Source organism: Tenacibaculum aiptasiae (assembly GCF_965221665.1).
GTDB classification, from domain to species: domain Bacteria; phylum Bacteroidota; class Bacteroidia; order Flavobacteriales; family Flavobacteriaceae; genus Polaribacter; species Polaribacter aiptasiae.
Genome location: NZ_CBDCSN010000002.1, coordinates 2287360 through 2310302, shown reverse-complemented (window position 1 = coordinate 2310302; position 22943 = coordinate 2287360). Strand labels below are relative to the sequence as shown.

The 22943-nt window shown below is 29.4% G+C and carries 19 protein-coding genes; 9 read left to right on the top strand and 10 right to left on the bottom strand.

Annotation, left to right across the window (positions count from 1 at the left end; genetic code table 11):
• Nucleotides 1–10: 10 nt before the first annotated feature.
• Nucleotides 11–3127 carry a WD40 repeat domain-containing protein gene (locus tag ACOQN8_RS11010; RefSeq protein WP_420552704.1) on the bottom strand — a complete coding sequence of 1039 codons (3117 nt, stop codon included), beginning with the start codon at nucleotides 3125–3127 and terminating at the stop codon, nucleotides 11–13.
• Between the two features lie 242 nt (nucleotides 3128–3369).
• Between ACOQN8_RS11010 and ACOQN8_RS11005 the strand changes: the two genes are divergently transcribed.
• A complete protein-coding gene (locus tag ACOQN8_RS11005) occupies nucleotides 3370–3900 on the top strand; it encodes a hypothetical protein (protein WP_420552703.1) in 531 nt (176 codons plus the stop codon).
• Between the two features lie 116 nt (nucleotides 3901–4016).
• On the opposite strand, the gene ACOQN8_RS11000 is transcribed toward ACOQN8_RS11005, so the two are convergent.
• Entirely contained in the window at nucleotides 4017–4880 is an 864-nt protein-coding gene (locus ACOQN8_RS11000; RefSeq protein WP_420552702.1) for an OmpA family protein, read from the bottom strand.
• Between the two features lie 74 nt (nucleotides 4881–4954).
• Complete coding sequence (gene ctlX / locus ACOQN8_RS10995) at nucleotides 4955–5878, bottom strand: citrulline utilization hydrolase CtlX (RefSeq protein WP_150900653.1); 924 nt, start codon at nucleotides 5876–5878, stop codon at nucleotides 4955–4957.
• Nucleotides 5879–6177: 299 nt separating this feature from the next.
• Here ctlX and ACOQN8_RS10990 point away from each other — a divergent pair, with 299 nt between their 5' ends.
• Entirely contained in the window at nucleotides 6178–7347 is a 1170-nt protein-coding gene (locus tag ACOQN8_RS10990) for a histidine decarboxylase (protein WP_272150289.1), read from the top strand.
• Nucleotides 7348–7386: 39 nt separating this feature from the next.
• Here ACOQN8_RS10990 and ACOQN8_RS10985 read toward each other — a convergent pair whose 3' ends face one another.
• The 3 genes from ACOQN8_RS10985 to ACOQN8_RS10975 form a co-directional block, all read right to left on the bottom strand.
• Entirely contained in the window at nucleotides 7387–8484 is a 1098-nt protein-coding gene (locus ACOQN8_RS10985) for a class I SAM-dependent methyltransferase (protein WP_420552701.1), read from the bottom strand.
• A gap of 25 nt (nucleotides 8485–8509) precedes the next feature.
• Nucleotides 8510–10021: an FMN-binding glutamate synthase family protein gene (locus ACOQN8_RS10980; protein ID WP_150900647.1), complete on the bottom strand. Its 1512-nt coding sequence runs from the start codon at nucleotides 10019–10021 to the stop codon at nucleotides 8510–8512.
• 92 nt (nucleotides 10022–10113) lie between these two features.
• Nucleotides 10114–10365: a type B 50S ribosomal protein L31 gene (locus ACOQN8_RS10975; RefSeq protein WP_150900646.1), complete on the bottom strand. Its 252-nt coding sequence runs from the start codon at nucleotides 10363–10365 to the stop codon at nucleotides 10114–10116.
• A 185-nt stretch (nucleotides 10366–10550) separates the two neighbouring features.
• Between ACOQN8_RS10975 and ACOQN8_RS10970 the strand changes: the two genes are divergently transcribed.
• Both ACOQN8_RS10970 and ACOQN8_RS10965 read left to right on the top strand, forming a co-directional pair.
• Nucleotides 10551–11591 carry a glutaminyl-peptide cyclotransferase gene (locus ACOQN8_RS10970; RefSeq protein ID WP_420552700.1) on the top strand — a complete coding sequence of 347 codons (1041 nt, stop codon included), beginning with the start codon at nucleotides 10551–10553 and terminating at the stop codon, nucleotides 11589–11591.
• Between the two features lie 47 nt (nucleotides 11592–11638).
• Nucleotides 11639–13138, top strand: a complete 1500-nt coding sequence (locus ACOQN8_RS10965) for a hypothetical protein (RefSeq protein WP_420552699.1) — start codon at nucleotides 11639–11641, stop codon at nucleotides 13136–13138.
• Here the strand turns inward: ACOQN8_RS10965 and ACOQN8_RS10960 are convergent.
• Nucleotides 13135–14148 (bottom strand): hypothetical protein, encoded by a 1014-nt coding sequence (locus ACOQN8_RS10960; RefSeq protein ID WP_420552698.1) that lies wholly within the window; start codon nucleotides 14146–14148, stop codon nucleotides 13135–13137. The genes ACOQN8_RS10965 and ACOQN8_RS10960 overlap by 4 nt on opposite strands.
• A 70-nt stretch (nucleotides 14149–14218) precedes the next feature.
• Nucleotides 14219–15502: a metal-dependent hydrolase family protein gene (locus tag ACOQN8_RS10955; RefSeq protein WP_420552697.1), complete on the bottom strand. Its 1284-nt coding sequence runs from the start codon at nucleotides 15500–15502 to the stop codon at nucleotides 14219–14221.
• A gap of 75 nt (nucleotides 15503–15577) precedes the next feature.
• Between ACOQN8_RS10955 and ACOQN8_RS10950 the strand changes: the two genes are divergently transcribed.
• The 3 genes from ACOQN8_RS10950 to ACOQN8_RS10940 are packed head-to-tail and all read left to right on the top strand — an operon-like array spanning nucleotide 15578 to nucleotide 17937.
• A complete protein-coding gene (locus tag ACOQN8_RS10950) occupies nucleotides 15578–16258 on the top strand; it encodes an SDR family NAD(P)-dependent oxidoreductase (protein ID WP_420552696.1) in 681 nt (226 codons plus the stop codon).
• A 15-nt stretch (nucleotides 16259–16273) separates the two neighbouring features.
• Nucleotides 16274–16867: a SprT-like domain-containing protein gene (locus ACOQN8_RS10945; protein WP_420552695.1), complete on the top strand. Its 594-nt coding sequence runs from the start codon at nucleotides 16274–16276 to the stop codon at nucleotides 16865–16867.
• Between the two features lie 8 nt (nucleotides 16868–16875).
• Entirely contained in the window at nucleotides 16876–17937 is a 1062-nt protein-coding gene (locus tag ACOQN8_RS10940; RefSeq protein ID WP_420552694.1) for a mannose-1-phosphate guanylyltransferase, read from the top strand.
• Between the two features lie 20 nt (nucleotides 17938–17957).
• On the opposite strand, the gene lpxK is transcribed toward ACOQN8_RS10940, so the two are convergent.
• Complete coding sequence (gene lpxK / locus ACOQN8_RS10935) at nucleotides 17958–18995, bottom strand: tetraacyldisaccharide 4'-kinase (protein WP_420552693.1); 1038 nt, start codon at nucleotides 18993–18995, stop codon at nucleotides 17958–17960.
• Between the two features lie 50 nt (nucleotides 18996–19045).
• On the opposite strand from lpxK, the gene ACOQN8_RS10930 reads away from it, so the two are divergent.
• Both ACOQN8_RS10930 and ACOQN8_RS10925 read left to right on the top strand, forming a co-directional pair.
• The gene (locus tag ACOQN8_RS10930) at nucleotides 19046–20140 is read left to right on the top strand and encodes a Nif3-like dinuclear metal center hexameric protein (RefSeq protein ID WP_420552692.1); all 1095 of its coding nucleotides are present in this window, start codon (nucleotides 19046–19048) and stop codon (nucleotides 20138–20140) included.
• Between the two features lie 3 nt (nucleotides 20141–20143).
• Nucleotides 20144–20914: a zinc ribbon domain-containing protein gene (locus ACOQN8_RS10925; protein ID WP_150900634.1), complete on the top strand. Its 771-nt coding sequence runs from the start codon at nucleotides 20144–20146 to the stop codon at nucleotides 20912–20914.
• Between the two features lie 140 nt (nucleotides 20915–21054).
• Here ACOQN8_RS10925 and ACOQN8_RS10920 read toward each other — a convergent pair whose 3' ends face one another.
• On the bottom strand, nucleotides 21055–22899 hold the full coding sequence (locus ACOQN8_RS10920) for a DUF349 domain-containing protein (protein WP_420552691.1): 1845 nt from the start codon (nucleotides 22897–22899) through the stop codon (nucleotides 21055–21057).
• Nucleotides 22900–22943: the final 44 nt, after the last annotated feature.

Sequence of the window (22943 nt, the reverse complement as noted above, 5' to 3'; positions counted from 1 at the left end):
AAAACTATTTTTAATTCAACGAATCTCGCTTCTCTTCTTTATTTATATTTTTGAAAATCTTTGCTATATTTTCTTTTACTTCGACGTGGTGATTTACCATTGCTTTTTGATACAAGATAGAAGAAGTACTTAATAACCTACCTGTAGCTGGTTGTACAATCCCCCTTTCTTCTATATTATAATATTTTTTACACTCTTCAACTTCTTCTTTACAACATTGCTTTTTTAATGCTGTTTTTATTTTATAATTACTTTTTTTGATTAAATCTACAACTCTTGCAAAATCTCCTTTTAATTTTCCTCCAAGTACATTTTCTAAATCTTTATATGTAAAATAATGCGGTAAATAAAGATCAACTGTCTCTTCCTTATTATTTACAACATCCTTAATATAATTAGGAGTATGTTCTATTGCTACTCCTACTTTTAAAACGGCAATAAGCTCTGGAGAAGACCTTAGTTTTTCTACCTTAATATTGTTTTCTTCTGCAAAATGCCTAATATAATTTGATTTAGCATTGATAAAGTTGACAAACTTCACTGTAGCAGAATCTTGTATCGCTTTAACCTTTTCTAAATATTCTTTAAAACTATAAGCACTTAAAAGTCCTGAATTTTCAAATGCTCCTCCATCTAAAAAATACCCTTTCTGTTTAATTTTTGCTGCTGGACTCACAAAAGGAAAACGATTACTCGTTGATACAGCTGTATAAAAAGGAAGCTCTTTACCTTTTTCTGAACCAAGAATATTTATAGCTCCAGGAAATATATCTTCATAGTTTTCTACATCAAATTTGCTACTATCATTAATCTTCAATGAAAGTGCATTCCCGTATTTATTACTCGTACTTGTTGTATTTATTATTAAAGGAGGATAATAACCTTCTTTATAAACTTTTTCATAGAGATCATAATAAGTAAATGAATCCTCTGCTTCTCCTTTAAATTCATCTAAAGCTAAAATGTGTTGACGCATTCCAAAATGAGACCTATCTCTTCCTTTAAATTCTATCAAAGAACAAGAATCTTTTTTAAAAGTTATTGTAGGAATAAATTCTCTTATTAAATCACAAGTTGCTAAATATAAAACATCAAGGGAAAGTCCATTTAAATTCGCTAACCGATCAATTGCTTCTTCTTTATTTTTATTAAAAGCTTTTATATAAGTATAATTTGCTATTCCCACCGAACCTCCTGATACCCCTGACAGACACCTTGTACTATTTAAAAACTCTTCATTTTCACTATCTAATTTATTCAATAAAAGCATGGTCCATAAATTAGACTTTAATCCTCCCCCATAGGAAGATACAAAATAATGTTCTTTTTTTTCCTTGATATCACTTACAAAAGCACTAATTTCAATGCCTTTAATAGAATCTTGCTTAATAGTTTGTAACTCATGTAAATCATTTCCTTTATATGATGTATATCCACCTATTAAAACTAAAACTAGCAAAGCGAATGGAATATGATATATCCATAACCTCCATCGTAACCTACCTCCTTCTTTATCAAAATTTTCATTTCTTACACTCCTTTCCTCTTCAGTACCGTTTCCTAGAGTTCTTCTATACATTTGTGTATAGTATTTGAAATGTTTTATATAGATAATGATTGCTCCATAAAAAAACAGATATAACATTAAAAAAAGTGGGATTGGATTAAAATTATGGATAAGTTTCCAATTAAAATCCAACACTAAGATTCCTGAAACACACACAATTCCAAAAACTGCTATAAAAAAAAGATACCATGAATTATTACTAAAAATAGATAAAAAATTAATATAGCTTCCTTTGTGTTTCTCATAATATTTCGTTCTTTTTTCTTCAAAGTATTCTTGAGGTCTTTCTAACAAAAAAGTAGTCCATTTATTGGTAAAAATATATTTTAGATACGACCTCCCCACTGTTAACAAAACATAGGTTAAAGCCGCTAACACTGAAACAACTATTGTAAGAAAAACCAATTGCTTATTCCATTCTGAAGCGGTAAAAGCAACAATAACCAACATTAAAACATCTAACATTAGTAAATAAGGAAAAAGACTTATGATTCTAGTAAACTTTTTTACACTTTCAACTCCCGATTGCTCTTCACCTTCTTTTTCAAAATATTTATCAGCATCTAATTTTAGTTTTGACAAATACCAAACAAACCAGAATAAAAACACAGCAATTAAAAATGTAACTGAAGTTGCTAGTCGTAAAGAATGAGCTTCATCTACTGCAGTTAATATCATATAAATAAAAGCTACATAAAATAACACTCCTAAACACCTTCTAAATATCTGCATCTTAAATTCTTCTTTATCATCCGAATCATTTTCATTCTTAACTACAGAAACACCTTTTCTTTTAACAAAATAAATAATTCCTATATAAGATTTAATGGTAAAATTACTACTCATTATATATTCATAGAGATTGGTATCTGAGTACTTTGAACCTTTAAAGTAGATTGGGTAATGTGCTGTAGGAATGGAAACAAAATACACCAATAACAGTGTAATAATTAAATTAAAACGACTTTCAAAAAGTCTAATCATAATATCACCTCCTTGATCTACAAAACCAATAAGTATACTAACAATAAAAATAAAGACTAAGCTAATCCTAGCATGCTTAATAAATCTCCAAACTATTTTTTTATGATCGATAATAACACTAAATAAAAAGGTAACAAAGCTTAATGCATACAATAATACTTTTACTCTCTGGACATGTATTACACTTTCAATTTCATATAATAAGTATAATACATTTTCTACAACATCAGCGGTATATGCTAAGATAAAAAGAGTAGTAATAAGTCGTAAAATATAAGGTGTAACGATTTCACATAAAATCCTATACATCATTAAAAGCAACAATGCAGCCCAAACAAAATCTACACAAAAAAACAGGTAATAACTCCAATTTTGAATACTGCTTTTATACTCTTCAAACAAAGGAATTTCTGTATCAAATTGCACATTACTATACAGAACATGCATTTCTTCTTGAAGCATTGCATTATGAAAATAATGATTCAACAAAACCATAATAGCTGTTAAACCAAACAATACTAAACCGTGAACTTTAAATGGAATTTTCTTTACAATTTTATCAAAAAAACTAAGCATATCTTTTTACTTTCTATAAAGTTATAAAATAATCAATCTATAAAAACTACCTATAAATAGGTGTTTTTAATTTAGAGTAAAAAGGGAAAAATTTTTTGATTTAAAATATAGAACTAAAGTAATAAAAATATAGCTTGATTATTTTATTATCTCAACTTTTTCTTAGCTATGCTAATTAAAAAAACACAATTATTATTAGACGTTAATTCCTCGATAAATACCTCACCTTTAAACTCCAGAAAATGCTAAAACAACTTTTTAAATTGATTATCAGTACTTTATTACGTATATTTAAACGTTCTATAAATTTTAAATATACTATTATGACAAGTACTAAAATAATAATTAACAATGCTTTGTTAATTTTTGCAGGCATTGTAGTGTTCTTCTTTTTAATGAAAATTTTAGGCTTAGAAAATGTCTCTGAACTACGAGTTTTAAACTTTGGATTTGTTCTCTGGGGAATAAACAGAGCTATCAAAACAAATATTCTTAGAAACAAAGAATCTTTATATTTTAATAATTTCTCTATAGGTATAGCAACTTCTGCAGTTGCTGTAGCACTTACCATTATAGGTTTAATTATTTATGTAGATTTTATTGACCCTAGTTTATTAATTGTACTAGAAAAAACTTCTTTCTGGGGACAAAATTTAAGTTTAGGTTTAGTAGTTTTTGCCTTAGCTATTGAAGGAATCGCTTCTTCTGTAATTTGTTCGTTTATACTAATGCAATACTATAAGAACTATAAAATTGATGTTACCATTGCATAAATTGTTTTTGTTTGTAAACAAAATATAATTATATCAAAAAAAATTAAATTAACACATAAAAAAACTCGAAGCTAAATTTAACTTCGAGTTTTTTATATCTGTACTAATTATTCCTTTTAAGGCTTTATTGTTTCTTCTTGAGCTAACAAACCAAAAAACTTATCTAAATTAGGTAAAATAATAATTTTTGTTCTTCTGTTTTTTGCTCTATTTTTTCTTGTATTATTATCTACTAATGGTAATGATGATCCTCTACCTGAAGCGATTAATCTACTTGGTTCTATTCCATATTTTTTTTCTAAAACACGAACAATAGATGTTGCTCTTTTCACACTTAAATCCCAGTTATCTTGTAATACTTCATTATGAATTTGTTGCGAATCTGTATGTCCTTCAATCATAACATCCATGCTTGGTTCAGATTTTATAATTTCAGATAATTTTTTAAGCACTTTATAAGCTTTACTACTTATTCTGTAACTTCCTGACCTGAATAACATTTTATCTGAAATAGAGATCATTACTACAGTTTTATCAATATTTACATTTACATCTTCAGAATTTTCTAAAGAGTTTTTATTTATTGATTTTTTCAATTTATAAGACACTGCAACATTCATAGAATCCTTTAGCGTTTTAGCATTTGCTAATTCGGCTGGATCAACATTTTTTAATGTTTTACGCATCTTTTCTTTCATAGAATTAGATATTACAGTCCCTTGAACCATATCTAATTTTATATCATTCTCTTTCTGTAAATCAGAATTTAAATTATTTAACGAGTTTAATTTCTTGTTATAATTATCTATTCTCTTTTCTATTTTAGAGAACTTTGCTTCTAGTTGCTCTTTTTCAAAAGCTGTTTTTTGAAGAGCTCCTTTCGTGTCTTTATACTTGTTTTCTAACTCTACATATTTCTTCTTAGAAACACAAGATGTTGCCATTACAGCAACCATTAATAAAAGGGAAAAATTTTTCATTTTTGATTTGTATTAGGTTATTTACCTAATAAACTTACTTTTTACTTCTTTAGTATAAAACCCAACACTAAATATTAAAAAACCTCTGCCATCATGCAACGAGCGCTACCTCCTCCACAAGTTTCTATAGTTTCTAACGATGAATGAATTACCTCATTATGCTTTTCTATTTTCTGTAACTGCTCTTTTGTTAAAGATTTATAAGCAGAACTACTCATTATTAAAAAGCGCTTATCATTTTCACCTCTAACTTGCAACATATTTCCTGCAAATTGAGTTACTTGCTCTTCTGATATAGCTATTACCTCTTTACCATCTGACTTTAAATGCTTCAACACATTTTTCTTTTCTTTTTTATCATCAATTGCATCTAAGCAAATTATTGCAAAAGTTTCCCCAACACACATCATAACATTGGTATGATAAATAGCTTCTCTTCTTTCTTTAACCGTTTGATTAGCTATAAAAACTACTGGAGTATATTCAAAATCTTCACAAAACTCAATAAATAACTCTTCATCTGCTCTTGGAGATAAAGCACAATAGGCTTTTCTATTTTGCCTATCTAAAATCATACTACCAGTACCTTCAAGAAATATACCTTCTTCCTCTGCTTCCGAATAATCTATTACGTTTTTAATTTCAAATCCGTTTTCTTCCAGTATATCTAAAACATCTTCTCGTTTTTCTAAACGACGGTTTTTAGCAAACATAGGATAAATAGCAACATCCCCATTTTCATGAAATGAAATCCAATTATTTGGAAACAAAGCATCTGGCGTATCAGGCTCTTTAGTATCCTGAACCACAATTACTTTTATTCCTTTTTCTCTTAACTTATCTACAAAAACATCAAACTCTGCCTCTGCTTTTGCATTGATAGATGCCGGTAACATTCCTGCTAACTCTTGTTGATAATAATTGTTAACAGCTGTTTGCTCGTTCATTCTAAAACTTGCTGGACGAACCATTAAAATAGTATTAGTTGTTTGCTTCATTCTTATGAAATTTTATGGATACTCAACCTCTAACTTTGTTACTTAATTTCTGTCAAAGATAGACACAAAAGAGCTAGTTAATTAAAGTTTTTTTTTAAAATTCATGTTAGAATTCTTCGCAAATCGTCTCCTTGACTATTTTTCAAGTGAAAAAAGAATTACACAGCTTTAACCTAGATATTTAAAACAGATAAAAAATCTAACAAAATTAAATAAACAGAAAAATAATCTATTTATTAAAATTAAAACTGACTCATATTATTATACATATTACTTTTGCCCGCTAAATTTTTCAGATTATGACAAACAACAACAAACTACCTATAGAAAGTCAGCAAAAACTAGATAATTTGCATACCGAATTAACTACTGCTCGCGACACCTTTTTAGGATACCCTGTATCTAAAGATTTTGATTATTCTGAATTAAATAAGTTTTTCAAATACCCTATTAATAATCTTGGCGATCCTTTTGAACAGGGAACTTATCGTGTACAAACACATGAAATGGAACGTGAAGTAATTGCTTTCTTCGCTAAATTATTTAGAGCAAATCCAAAAGACTTTTGGGGGTATGTTACCAATGGTGGTTCTGAAAGTAATTTATATGGCTTATATCTTGCTCGTGAGTTATTTCCTAAAGCCATTGTTTATTATTCTGAATCTACTCACTATAGTGTTCGTAAAAACATTCATTTATTAAACATTCCAAGTATCGTGATTAAATCACAAGAAAATGGAGAAATTGATTATGAAGATTTTGAAAATACTGTTCGTATGAATCGTCATAAACCAGTTATTGTTTTAGCTACTTTTGGAACTACCATGAAAGAAGCTAAAGATGATGTTTCTAGAATTAAAAATATATTAGGCAATTTAGCTATTCAAGACAACTACATACATTGTGATGCGGCATTAGCTGGATCTTTTGGACCATTTATGCAACCTCGATTACCTTTTGATTTTATTGATGGTGCTGATAGTATTTCTATAAGTGGTCATAAATTTATTGGTTCTCCCATTCCAACTGGAGTGTTATTAGCAAAAAGGTCTAACAGAGACCGAATAGCTAAAGGTATTTCTTATATTGGTTCATCAGATACAACTATTACTGGATCTCGAAATGGACACTCTCCTTTATTTCTATGGTACGCTTTAAAAAAACTCGGCGTAAAAGGATTGCAAGAACGTTATCAGCATAGTTTAGATGTTGCAGAATACTGCGAAAATGAATTAAAAAAGATTGGTATTAACGCTTGGAGAAATCCAAATGCCATAACAGTTGTACTTCCTAAAACATCTAAAAGGGTGAAAGATAAATGGCAATTAGCTACTGAAGGAGATATTTCTCATGTTATATGCATGCCTAATGTGACGAAAGCGCAAATAGATGAATTTATTTACGATATCAAAAACTGTAAAGAACCTATAATTGAAGATGAGTTTTCTTACGACTTTTCTTTAAGCTAAACAGCATGATTATAAAACCAAAAACGCTAAGAAAAATTCTTAGCGTTTTTTTATACATTCTATAATATCAAACTTCTTATTTTGTTTCAAGATAGTTACCTTTTTAAAAAGTCTGTTTAAATGCGTACTATAATTTAAATGTGAATTTGCTACTAACACAAATCTCCCATTGCTTTTTAAACAATTATGTACTCCTCTAAAAAGATTTAAAGCTACTTCTATATTATTTTCATGCTCAAAATGAAAAGGTGGATTTGACACTACTAAATCAAACGATCCTGTTTCTAAAGCATTTAATGTATCAGAGCAAATAAAATGTGCTTTTTTGTCTTTTAAATTTAACTTTGATGATTCTATTGCCAAGTTAAAATCATCCATTAATGTTACTTCAACATCAGGACTTTGTTTAGCCACTTCATAAGCTATAATTCCATTACCTGAAGCAACATCTAACACCTTTGATTCATCTGCTTTTAAATTTAAATTCTCTAAAAAGAACTGTGTTCCAATATCAATACTTTTTGAAGAAAATACTCCATAATATTGTTTTAACACATCTTCTTTCCAATCAATTTCATTAATCAATTCCTTGTACTCAATGTTTCTTTTAGGATTCTTTAAAATCAACAATCGAGCTTTTTTCCATGCTTTAGTTTGCTCAATAGAATCGAAATATTTCTCTGCTATTTTTAAAATTGAAGCTGAGAAATACTTGGTCATAAATCCACATACCACCTCAATATTTTCTTTTGAAGCTTTGTGAATTTGTTGTAAGAATAACTCAAACAACTCTATAGATTTTGGAACTTTTATAATTGCTAAATCAACTTTTTCTAAAGAATCTAAAGGTGTTTTATAAGCTCCCTTTTTAGATAATTTATTAAGCTTTAAATTCTGTTCGATTGCTTTTTGTTGACTAGCATAAGTCCAAACTGTTGTTAGATTTTTATCACTTAATGCACAATTCCAAATCCCAAATCGATCATTAAATAAATGAACATTTTCATATTCTTTTTCAGTAATATAATCTAACACTAAAAGCTCAGCATTACTCCAAGCTCTTAACGACTTATCAAATGTTTTTGGGTAACGTATTAATTCATATTTTACTGAATTAACCTCTACTATTGACTCCAATAAATTTCTTTTTTAATTATCTTTTTTAAGAGAAATATATTTTATCTAACGAAGTAATATCTCCTGCTTTATTTCTTCTAAAAATATGTTTTGCTTCTACTTCCGAAATTGTTTCTTTCCCCATAGCAGCTACTACTTCTTTTACTGCATCTATTGTTTTTGAATGATAATTTTTAACTCTAATATTTTTATCCCCTACAACCAACGCCTCTACTAAATCTTCATCTTGTGTTGCTACACCTACAGGACAAGTGTCTAAATTACATTCTCTAGCTTGTATACAACCTAAGCTCAACATAAAACTACGAGCCATACCAATAACATCAGCTCCTAAACTCTTGTACTTTACAATATCAAAAGCATCAATTGCTTTACCACTAGCAATAATTTTTATCTCTTCTTTTAATTTATACTTTTTCAACATTTTATTCACAAACGCTAATCCTTCCAATAAGGGGGTACCAACATAATTAGAAAACTCTAAAGGCGCTGATCCTGTTCCTCCTTCTCCTCCATCAACAGCAATAAAATCAGGATAATTGTTAGCTTCAGCAAATGCTTTAATCATTTCTTCAATCTCCTCATTATCTCCTACACAAAACTTAATACCAATTGGTTTTCCTTCAGCTAATTCTCTTACTCTTTGAATAAACGTAATCATTTCTTCAAAATTAGAAAATGCATCATGATTTGGTGGAGAATCTACACGAGTAAATGGCTCAACCGAACGAATCTTTGCTATTTCTTCAGTATTCTTTTTTGCTGGCAAAATTCCTCCATGACCTGGTTTTGCACCTTGAGAAAATTTAATCTCAATCATTTTTACCTCTGGTCTAATAGCATTCTTCTTAAAAACCTCATCATCAAAAACACGTTTTCCATCTACACTCTTTCCTGCTCCAAAATACCCTGTACCAACTTGAAAAATTAAATCTCCACCTTGTAAATGATACGGAGAAATTCCTCCTTCACCAGTGTTATGAGCAAAGTTTCCCATTTTAGCCCCTTGATTTAACGCCATAATTGCATTTTTACTCAGAGAACCAAAAGACATTGCTGAAATATTTATAATCGAAGCACTATATTTTTGAGTACACTTATTAGAACCAATAACTACTCTATCTCCCTTAACATGATGATGATTTTTTGGGAATAACGAATGTTTCACAAACTCATATCCTTTCTCATATACATTGTGTTGTGTTCCAAAAGGTACTGTTTCTATTTCTTTTTTTGCTCGTTGATATACAATACTTCTTTTTTCACGGTTAATAGGTGTTCCATTCAAATCATCTTCTATGAAATATTGTTGAATTTTTTCACGTTCTTCTTCAAACACCCAACGCAAACGTGCTACTACAGGAAATGCTCTCATTAAAGAGTGTTTTTTTTGAATAAAAGCATCATATATAGCTAGCAAGGTAATTGCCGAAGCTATAGTAAGTAATATGTAATTTCCCATATCGGGCATAAAGTATACCAATACCCCACATAATACATTTACTACTATAACCACAGTTAAAATAGTATCTCTCATTTTTGTTAGTTTTGTAGCTAAAATACAAGAATTTTGACATAAAAAAAGCTCTAACAGTTGTTAGAGCTCTTGTATATCTTATATACTTGAAATTATTTTTTGAATTTCGCGTATTTATTTTTGAACTTGTCAATACGTCCTGCAGTATCAACTAACTTAGACTTACCTGTATAGAAAGGGTGAGAAGTTCTTGAAATTTCTAATTTGATTAATGGATACTCAACTCCGTCAACTTCTAAAGTTTCTTTAGTGTTAGCTGTTGAACGAGTTAAAAATACATCTCCATTCGACATATCTTTAAAAGCTACCATTCTATAATTTTCTGGATGTATTCCTTTTTGCATCTTAAATGACTTTTAAATATTGTTTTAATTATTTGTCAAACACTGTAAAATTGGTAAGGTTTTACACTAAAAAATATTTTTAGCTGTTTGAGGCTGCAAATTTAACCATATTTTTTAATTTTCAAACAAATAAATTGTTTTAATTTGTAGTGAAAACGAATAAATTAGAAATCAAACTATAAAATATGCGTATTTATACATACTTTGCTTTAGCTTTATCAGTAATAACAATGACTTCTTGTAGCGATACTGGATACAAATTTAAGCTAAATACCTCTAAAAAAACTACTTTAGGTAAAAAAGCAGCAATAAAATTTGAACAAACTAAAGGAGCAAAAATTGATTCTGTTCATTTATTTGTTGATCAAAAACGTGTGAATAAAAACGAAACTAGCATAGCCATTAACACGAACGACTTTGGTGTTGGAAAGCATGCTGTAACTGCATTGGCTTTTTACCCTGGAAAATCTAAAAAAGTTACAGGTTCTATAGAAGTTTTAGCAAAGGATGCTCCTGCTATTTATACTTATAAAATTGTAAATACTTTTCCTCACGACAAGAGCGCATATACTCAAGGTTTAGAATACAAAGATGGCTTTCTATATGAAACTACAGGAAGAAGAGGTCAATCATCTTTAAGAAAAATAGACATAAAAACTGGAGAAGTTCTTCAAAAAATAGATTTAAACGACAAGTACTTTGGAGAAGGAATGACCATTTACGATAACAAAATTTATTGGTTAACATGGCAAGCTCGTAAAGGTTTTATTTACGATTTAGAAAGTTTTAAACAAGTTGGAGAGTTTGATTATAATAATAGTAATGAAGGATGGGGATTAACTCATAACAATAATGAATTAATAAAATCTGATGGTACTAATAAAATTTGGTTTTTAAATCCTGAAAACCAAAATGAAAAAAGAAGTATTCAAGTATACACAAACAAATATCCTGTTGACAATTTAAATGAGATTGAATTAATTAACAATAAAATTTACGCAAACAAATGGCAACAAAATTCTATTGTAATTATCAATCCAGAGACTGGTGTTGTTGAAGGTGTAGCTGATTTAAATGGGTTAAGAGATATTGTTGCTAAAGACCAAACTTTAGAGCCTAATGATGAAGTTTTGAACGGTATTGCTTACGACAAAGAAAACAATAAGTTATATGTTACAGGAAAACATTGGGGGAAATTATTTGAAATTGAGTTAATTAAACAATAAAATATTTACCTTTAGTTTTTTGAAAAAATCCTGAGCACATTTTACATATGAGATATACCCTTCAAATTTTATCTATCATTATTTTAATTGTAGTTAGTTCATGTAGAAAAGATTTTGACACTGTTCCTAACTTTGGTAAACTTCAATTTTCTAAAGACACCGTTTTTCTTGATACAATTTTCACTAATATAGGTTCTGCAACCTATAACTTAAAAGTTTATAACAGAAGTAACAAAGCTATTACCATTCCTGAAATTAAGCTAGAAAATGGAGTATCTTCAAATTATCGTTTAAATGTTGATGGAATAGCAGGAAAAAACTTCAGTAATATTGATATTTTAGCAAACGATAGTATCTATGTATTTGTAGAAACTACTATAGATTTTAGTACAGTTTCTAACCCGTTATATACTGATAAAATATTATTTGATAATGGAAACAATCAACAAGATGTTGATTTAGTTACTCTAGTCCAAGATGCAAACTTTATATTTCCTTCAAAAAATAGCATGGGAATTGAAACCTTAACTATTGATGGAAAAGATTCAAAAATACAAGGTCGTTTTCTAAAAGATTCAGAATTAACTTTTACTGATGAAAAGCCTTATGTTATTTATGGATATGCTGCAATTGCTGCTGATAAGACGCTTACAATTGATGCTGGAGCCAAAATTCACTTCCATAAAAACTCTGGATTAATTATTGATAAAAAAGGAAGTTTAAAAGTTAATGGAACTCTAAACAAAAAAGTTTCTTTTGAAGGAGATAGACTAGAACATGCTTTTAGTAACATTCCAGGACAATGGGGAACCATATGGATGCGTGCTGGTAGTAAAGAAAATGAAATCAATCATGCTTTAATCAAAAATGGTGTGGTTGGTATACTTGTAGACAGTATTGGTTCAAACACCTCACCTACTTTATCTATTAAGAACTCTGAGATTTATAACAACTCTAACTATGGTATTTTAGGAAGAGACACCAACATTCTTGGTGAAAACCTTGTAATTGGTTCTTCTGGACAATCATCCTTAGCTTGTACATTTGGTGGAACTTATAACTTTACACACTCTACTTTTGCTAATTATTGGAGAAATAGCATACGCCAGTTACCTACTGTGTTAATTAATAATCACATTACAATTACCGATGGTAGTAATAACGAGATTACATTAACTAGAGACTTAGTAGCTGCTAATTTTACTAATTGTATTATTAGTGGTAATAATAATATTGAACTAATACTAGACAGAATAAATGGAACTACTTTCAATTATAATTTTGAAAATTCAATGATTGATTTTAATGATTTCAATAATTCTTTCACCAACAATAATGAGTTAAATTTTAACGACGTTAGTCATTACCAAAATAATATTTTAAATGGCGATCCTTACTTTAGAGATACTTCCATGAACGATTTTATTATTGGCGAAAAAAGTGATGCTATTAACAAGGCTAAAGCCTCTTCTATTTCTGAAGATATTTTAGGAGTTAATAGAACTACAAATCCTGATATAGGAGCTTACCAACATATTACTTTTTAAAAAGTAATATGTTGTCCTATTTTTTGTTTAAAATCATTTTGTTTATCTACAAACAAGGCTAAAGAAACTGCACTTTTAGAGATGCCGTAAAAACTATTAAATTTTATTTTTTCTTTAAAATGTATCACTACATTATGCCCTCCAGAACTTCCCAATGGCGAAAAGTATTTGATTAAACTTTTTTCTGGAATATCTTTAGTACTCACCTCTATTTCCTTTATCTCATTAAAAGGAATAACTGCATTGGCAATAATACCAAATCTTAGCACTAATTGTTCTTTTTCTGTATCAATATAAATAGGTCTTTTAGCTAAAGAACGTAAAATTGCTATTACTTGTAATGCTGTATACACACTTAAAGCTCCTAGTACGAAAGAACCTTTTACATTTCCTTGTTCCATCATAGCATGAGTTACAAACATTTCAACCACCACTACCAATAAAAAACCTAATATTACACTTACAGCCATGCTATTTTTATGATAACTATATTCATTTTCTTGAAGTTGTTTCTTTCTCCAATTAAACAAACTATAGTACACCACTGAAATTTCAGCTGCAAAAACACTTCCTAAACCATAAGGTAAAATCTCATTACATGCCAACTGCATTGAATCGAAAAAGTCAAGAGAATTATTAGTAGTACTTTTTACTTTTTTTATAACCTTCCTTGCTTTTACAATAACAAACCCTATTAAAAAAACCTCTACTAAGGGCAATAAAATCATTCTTATTTGCCCAATTATTTCTTGATTTTCTTTGGGTAAAATTATACTTGCTATAGCTAAACCTAAAAAAGCAACAGTAATAGTTGTTTTATTTGATATTTCTTTCCTCCTTATTAAAAAGAAGTAAACTAGAGGTATTGTAATTAAAAAGTCAACAATAACAAAAGGTGAAATTCTTGGTATAAAAAAAGATGATTTTACCACAGCTACTAGTGATAAAATCATCAATAAAGGTATTCCAAAAACTATTAAATTATTCTGGATATTAAGTTTGGTAAACATACTTAGCTCTTTTAAGTTAATCTTTACTTATTAGTAGCTTATTCATGTTTTTTGTTACTCTTTATTATAATTATTTTTTCTTGTATACTTTTCCATTTTTCATAACAAAAACAACATTCTCCATTGTATTAATATTTTTCGTAGGATCTTCATTTACAGCAACGATATCAGCCAAAAAACCTTTTTTTAATTGTCCTATTTCATTCTCCATTTTTAAAATTTTGGCATTAGTAATTGTTGCTGACTGAATAGCTTCCATTGCAGGCATTCCTGCCTCTACCATGTAACCAAATTCTTTTGCATTATTTCCATGCTTAAAAACACCTGCATCGGTACCAAAAGCAATACCTACACCTTTCTTATAAGCTTTTGCAAAAGTTCCTTGTATTTGTGGCCCTACTGCTAAGGCTTTAGGTACAACTATTGCCGGATAGAAATCTTTTACCTTAGCTTTTTCCTCTACTTCTTTACCTGCAGTAATAGTAGGAACTAAATAAGCGTTATGCTTTTTCATTAACTCCATTGTTTTATCACTCATATAAGTACCGTGCTCAATGGTTTTAACCCCTCCTATAATTGCTCTTTGCATTCCTTCATCTCCATGTGCATGCGCAGCTACATGCATTCCGTAATCTTTTGCCATATCACAGATAGCTTTTATTTCTTCAACTGTAAATTGTGGATTATCACCACTTTTAGCTACACTAAGAACCCCTCCTGTAGCTGTAATCTTAATACAATCGGCACCATTTTTATAACGTTGACGCACTGCTTTTTTTGCATCCTCAACACTATTTACCACTCCTTCTTTTGGCCCAGGGTTTCCAATTAATCTCCTACTACTTCCATTGGTAGGATCTGCGTGTCCTCCTGTAGTTGCTAAGGCTTTCCCTGCTGTAAACACTCTTGGCCCTGGTATTTTACCAGCATTAATTGCTTTTCTTATAGCTATATTTACTCCAGTTCCTCCCAAATCGCGAACAGTAGTAAAACCTTTTAATAATGTTGTTTTAGCAAAACCAACTGAATTAAAGGCAATATCTGCTTCATTTTTAATATATCTATTCAACCTTGTTTTCGGACTATGCTCACTTTCTATATGTACATGCATATCTATTAATCCCGGAAGTACTACTTTATCTTTTAAATCAATTGTCTTTGAAGTTTTATCACGTGGTAAAATATATCCGTCAAAAACTTTTGTTATTTTATTTCCGTTTACAACCAAAGTTTGCTTTTCTTTTATAATTCCTTTTTCTGTATCAATAATTTTTCCACATAAAATGTATGTATTTTGTGCTTTTACAGATGTTATAATACAAATTAGCAAAATGAATAAACTGATTTTTTTCATGATAAAATATTAAGATTCGACAATAAATGTAACGTTTTTTTATGTAGCTTGCCTTTTAATTTTTCTATTTACTGAATGAAACATATTATAATTACTGGAACTAGTAGAGGAATTGGCTTTGAACTAGCTCAACAATCTGCTAATAAAGGACATAAAGTATTAGCTTTATCAAGAAACACTACCCCACTAGATACTATAAACCATCAAAATATAACTACCCTTTCTGTTGATTTATCAAATTCTGACGACATAAAAAAGGCTATAGACTTTGTAAAGTCTGACTGGAAAAAAGTAGATATCTTGATTAATAATGCAGGAAAATTAATCAATAAACCTTTTAGCGAATTAACTACTTCTGATTTTGAAGAAGTGTACAAAGTAAATGTTTTTGCTGTTGCTGAATTAACAAAGAATGTTCTTCCTTTTATGGAAAAAGGAAGTCATGTAATTACGGTAAGTTCTATGGGAGGAATTCAAGGAAGTATGAAGTTCCCTGGACTTGCTGCATACAGTTCTGCAAAAGGTGCAGTAATAACTTTATCTGAATTATTAGCCGAAGAATATAAAGAAGAACAAATTGCTTTTAATGTATTAGCCTTAGGAGCAGTTCAAACAGAAATGTTAGAAGAAGCTTTCCCTGGATATATCGCTCCATTATCTGCAAAAGAAATGGCTAATTATATCTTTGATTTTTCTTTAACCGGTAATAAATTTTATAACGGTAAAGTATTACAAGTTTCTAGTTCTACTCCATAAAAAAGACATTTATCTTTGCATAACACCCTTATAAAATATATTCCAGAAAAAGCAGTTCCGTTAGTTATATATCTAATTAACGAACATAAAATTAACCTCAAGATTGTTAATCAACGGCAAACTAAGCATGGTGATTTTAGAACTTTTCCTAATGGACAAACTCAAATAACTGTAAACAACAACCTAAACAAATATCAGTTTTTGTTAACCTTAGTTCATGAAATTGCGCATCATGTTGTTCATAAAAAATTTGGCAGAGTTCAAGCTCATGGCAAAGAATGGAAGATGATTTTTCAACATTTAATGCTTCCTTTTTTACAACCTGAGATTTATCCTAAAGAAATGCTTCCTTTTTTAGCTAATTACTTTAAAAATCCAAAAGCAAGTACTGATACCGACCCTCAATTATCATTAGCTTTACGAGGAGGAAAAGCCGAAACTGGTAAGAGTTTTATTTTTGAAATACCTTTCGATAGTATCTTTCAATTTAAAAATACATTATATAAAAGAGGAAATAAGCGGAGAACTCGATATGAATGCTTAAATTTAACAAACAAACGAGTATATTTATTTAATCAGAATGCAGAAGTACTAATTATAAAAAAATAGCTTTAAACATGAATAACAATTATTACGCAGTAGTCATGGCTGGCGGTATTGGCTCTCGATTTTGGCCAGTAAGCACACAAGAGTATCCTAAACAATTTCATGATATGTTAGGTACTGGAGAATCTTTAATTCAACGTACTTATAATAGAATAAATCAATTAATCCCTTCAGAAAACATATTAATTGCAACCAATGAACGTTACGAAGCTTTAGTACTTGAACAACTACCTAAAACTTCTAAAAAACAATTATTGTTAGAACCTGCAATGCGAAATACAGCTCCTTGTATTTTATATGCTACTTTAAAAATTTACAATCAAAATCCAGATGCTCTTATGTTGGTTGCTCCTTCTGATCACTGGATTGAAAACGAAACTGAGTTTTTAAATAATATTGAAACATCATTTGAAGCTTCTGCAAATAGTGATATTTTAATGACTTTAGGTATTCAACCAGATTCTCCAAATACTGGTTATGGATACATTAATTTCGAAGAGAATTCTAACACTATAAAAAAAGTAAAAAACTTTACTGAGAAACCAAATTTAGAAAAAGCTAAGGAATTTTTAGCTAGTGGTGATTATCTATGGAATGCTGGAATTTTTGTTTGGTCTGCAAAAAGTATTTTAAATGCTTTTAAAGAACACCTTCCTAACATGGTTACTACTTTAGATGACGGTAACAATGTATATAACACAGATTTTGAAGACGATTTCATTAAAAGTAATTACGAGAAATGTGAAAACATTTCAATTGATTTTGGTGTAATGGAAAGAGCTAAAAACGTTCATGTATTACCTGTTGATTTTGGATGGAATGATTTAGGTACTTGGGGATCTCTTTATAATAAACTAGGGAAAGATTCGCAACAAAATGCTATTGTAGGCTCAAAAACTATTTTTAGAGATGCTAATGGAAATATGGTTAGAACTCAAAATGGTAAAAAAGTGGTTGTTCAAGGACTAAACGATTTTATCATAGTAGAAAAAGATGATGTTATTTTAATTTGCCCCCGAAAAGACGAACAAGATATTAAACAAATTAGCGCAGAAGTTAAAAGCAAACTTTAAGCAAAATAAAAACGAAGCTGTTAAAGCTTCGTTTTTTTTATTTCATTAAGAATAAACTCATTAAACTCTTCATTTCTCGGTATAAATTCACTTTTTATTGAAATATAAGATACGTCTTCTAGCTTATTCTCTAATCGCATATAGTCCTTTTCTGTAGTTAAAAGAATTTTATCATTAGAATTTACTCCTTTAAACTCATTTTCTATTTTTAAAATATCATTCTCTGTAAATTCATAATGATCTGGATATTTCAAATGTTTATATTTTATTCCTTCTGCTGAAAGATAACTTAATAAAGAAGTAGGATTTGCTATCCCAGTTACTAACAAAACTTCCTTACTTTTTAAATCAGAAATTGTAAGCTCTATTCCTTTACCTTTTAATTCTTCATCATAAGAAATACTTGTAAAAAACAGTTGTTGATTTTCTCTTAACTTAATTCTTTGTTTAATTTTATTTTGTTCATCTTTTGACAAATTTTCAGGACATTTTGTTACTACAATTGCTTGTGCTCTTTTACTACCTCTTCTACTTTCTCTCAAATTTCCCGTTGGTAATATAAAATCATCAACAAATAAATCGCTATACTTGGTTAATAACACATAAGTACTCGCCTTTACTTTTCTATGTTGGTAAGCATCATCCAATAAAACTATTTCTGGCGGAGTATCATTTTTTAATAATTGTTGAATTCCATTAGTTCTATCTGCGTCTACAGCTACTATAATTTCTTTTCCAAACTTTTTAAAAAACTGTAATGGTTCATCTCCAACATCAGCTGCTGTATGATTAGTTTTTAAAATTTGAAAACCTTTAGTTTTTCTTTTATAACCTCTACTTAAAGTAGCTATCTTAAAATCGTTTTTTAACAACCTTATTAAATATTCAATCTGAGGAGATTTCCCAGTTCCTCCAACACTTAAGTTTCCCACTGCTATAACAGGTATGTTAAATGAGGTAGATTTTAAAATCCCAATATCAAAAAACCAATTACGTATTGAGGTAATTATATCGTATAAAATTGCAAACGGAAATAATAAAAATCGAAGTAACTTCATTGTATCAAAAGTAATAAAAATCTTAACTTTGATTCAAGATATTTTATATTATGCAAATAAAAGACATTACAAACTACATTGAAGAATTAGCTCCTTTGGCTTATGCCGAGGATTTTGATAATGTAGGTTTATTAATAGGTGACTATTCCACTGAAGTTACAGGTGTATTAGTTACTTTAGATACTTTAGAAGAAACTGTAGATGAAGCAATTGCTAAAAATTGCAATTTAATTGTAAGTTTTCATCCAATTGTTTTTAGCGGATTGAAAAAAATTAACGGCAATAATTATGTAGAAAGAGTAGTTTTAAAAGCCATTCAAAATAATATTGCCATATATGCTACCCACACTGCTTTAGATAATGTAAACAATGGGGTTTCTGCTAAAATGTGCGAAGTTTTAGGTTTAGAAAATTGTAAAACTTTAATTCCTAAAAAAGGATTAATTAAAAAGTTGACTACCTATGTTCCTCTTAGAAATGCTGACCAAGTAAGAGAAGAATTATTCAAGGCAGGAGCAGGAAATATTGGTAATTATGATAAATGTTCATTTAACTTTCAAGGACAAGGAAGTTATAGAGGTAATGAAAACTCAAATCCAACTGTAGGGCAAAGAGGGGAAGAAATTTTTGAAGAAGAAACCTGTATTTCTGTAACTTTTAATAGCTTTTTAGAATCTCAAATTATACAAGCTCTTTTTAAATCTCATCCTTATGAAGAAGTTGCATACGAAATAATTACCTTAAATAATGTAAATCAAAATATTGGTATGGGAATGGTTGGTGATTTACCAACTGAAATGAATGAAAAAGATTTTTTACTTTTTGTTAAAGATACGTTTAAAACTGGATGTGTTAGACATTCGTCTATGTTAAACAAGTCTATTAAAAAAGTAGCTGTTTTAGGAGGTTCAGGTAGCTTTGCTATAAAAAATGCGATTAAAGCAAAAGCAGATGCTTATATTAGTGCTGATTTTAAATATCATGAGTTTTTTAAAGCGGAAAATAAAATATTACTTGCCGATGTTGGACATTATGAAAGTGAGCAGTTTACAAAAAACCTTTTGATTGATTATCTTAGCAAAAAATTTAGTACTTTTGCAATTATTTTAAGTGAAAAAAGTACAAATCCAATACACTATATATAACAGATGGCAAAAAAAGAAGTAACGGTAGAAGAAAAGTTAAGAGCCTTATACGATTTACAGTTAATCGATTCTAGAATTGACGAAATCAGAAACGTTCGTGGTGAATTACCTTTAGAAGTTGAAGATTTAGAAGATGAAGTTGCCGGATTGAATACTAGACTTACTAATTTAGCTGAAGATGTTAAGAATTTAGAAACTGAAATTAGCAACAAGAAATTAGCTATTGACGAGTCTAAGTCATTAATTGCTAAGTACGAAGAACAACAAAAGAACGTTCGTAACAATCGTGAGTTCGATTCTTTATCTAAAGAAATTGAATATCAAGAATTAGAAATTCAATTATCTGAAAAAAGAATTAAAGAATACAAAGCAAAAATAGCTCAAAAGAATGAGGTTATTTCTGGTACTAAAGATAAATTAAAGCTACAAGAAAACCACTTATCTCATAAGAAAGGGGAACTTGATGCCATCTTAAAAGAAACAGAAAAAGAAGAGCAATTATTAAAAGAAAAATCTGAAGAGTATTCTCAGTCTATCGATGCTCACTTATTAACTGCTTATAAAAGAATTAGAAGCAAAGTAAGAAACGGATTAGCAGTTGTTGCTATTGAGCGTGGGGCTGCTGGAGGTTCTTTCTTTACAATTCCACCACAAGTACAGTTAGAGATTGCTAATCGTAAGAAAATTACAATTGATGAGCACAGTGGACGTATTTTAGTTGATGCTGCTTTAGCTCAAGAAGAAAAAGAAAAAATTGATAGCTTATTTGCTTAATTTTTATCTTTTAAAACATATTTTTAAAGCTCTCGATATCGAGAGCTTTTTTTATTTTACATAAAAACATTCATAACTATAAACACAAAAAAACTCGAATCATACGATTCGAGTTTTCTTTTAATTTATTCTTTAAAAAATTAGTAATCTAACTTTTTTAAATAATCTAATTTTGCTTGCCAAGCATCTAATTGATCTTTAAACTTCTGGATTCCTTTTCTTACATTTTGTACTAAAGGATTATCTTCTGTTGCATTCGAAATAAAGCTTAAATTATTTTCTAACTGCTGCATATCGCGAACTGTTTCATCAATTTTCTTACGAATAAAATATTGTTCACCATCTAATTTTCTATAGTCTTCTTGAGCCAAATAAGTATCAACTGTATTTTTAAATTTCATCATTTCAATATCGCCTCTACTCATATTTAGATTTCCTAAATGAGCATCAATAGCTTTATTGAATTTTTCATCTAAATGACGTGCATTTCTTGGTAAAGAACCTAATTCTCTCCATTTTGCAATACTTTCTTGAACTCCTTCTAAAGTTAAGCTTTCAGAAGCTTTAATTTGTTCTATATACTCTTTTTTAGCCTCAACAATAGCTAATTGTTCTTTATTCTGCTCATTCTTCTGAGCATGTAATCTATCAAAGTAATAATTACAAGCATTTTTAAAACGCTTCCAAATATCGTCAGAGAACTTTCTTGGAACATGACCAATCTTTTTCCAATCAGCCTGAATACGCTTCATTGTATTCGTAGTTTCATTCCAATCTTCACTATCTTTAATACTCTCTGCTAACTCTACAAGTTCCATTTTTCTTTTTAAGTTCTCATTTTGAGCACTCTTTTCTCCCTTGTAGAATATATTCTTTGCGCTATTAAACTTCTTGGTAGCCGCTTTAAATTCTTGCCATACAGCTTCACTTTTATTATAAGGTAATTTCCCTATATCAAAGTATTTTTTTCGTAGAGCTTCAATCTCAACAATACTTTTTTGCCAATCATTGTGCGATTTGTTATTAGATGTATCGTATGCGTTAATCTCGGCAATAACTTCTAATTTCGCATCAATCATTTCTTGATACTTCGATTTTAACTCTTTAAAATACTGGTGACGTTTATCGTGAATCTTCTTAGTTGCTTCACTAAACTTAGTCCAAACTTCTTCCCTATGCTCCTTTCCTACTGGCCCTATTTCTTCTTTCCATAAACGGTGTAACTCTTGCAACTCTTTGAATGCTACATTTACATCAGCTACTTCGTTTAAAGCTTCTGCTCTAGCAATCAACTTTAACTTCTCTTCTAAATTATGTTTAAAGTCAAGTTCTCTAAAGTCTTTGTTTAAGTGTAATAAATCGTAAAAACGCTCTACATGATGATGATATGTTTTCCAAGTGTCATTGTATTTCGTTTTCGATACCGCCCCTATTGCTTTCCATCTATTTTGAATTCCTTGAAAATCATTATACATGGTTTTAGGATCAGCATTTACAATTAACGCTTTTAATTCTTCAATTAAAACATTTCTTTTTTCTAAATTTTCTTTTAATTGTTTTTCTAATTGAGAATAATAAGCGTCTCTTTTTGACTTGTATTCTCCTAACAATTTATTGTATTCAGTTTTTACTGGGCTAGAAAATTGAAAATCTATAGAGTTACCTCCTTCAGCTAAAAAAGCCTCTTTTTTCTTAGCCAATAATGCTCCAAACTTTGTATTGAAAGCATTTTTTAATGCATCTACATTTGACTTTAACTGTTGAACTTGGTAAGTTTTTAATAATTTAGTTAACTCTTCTACCAATTTCTCTAGCTCCATAGAAGCATAGTCTGGCATTGGTATTTCGTGTTTTTCATCAGCTTTTTCAGCTTCATTAGCAACTTCATTTTCCACTTCACTTACTGCACTTTCAGTCTCTTTATTTACCTTAGCACTATCTTCAACAATTGGCTGCTCTATTTTCTCTTCGTTATTTTCTAACATATCTACAATGTTTAAGTTCCTTTTATTTAGATTATAAAGATACG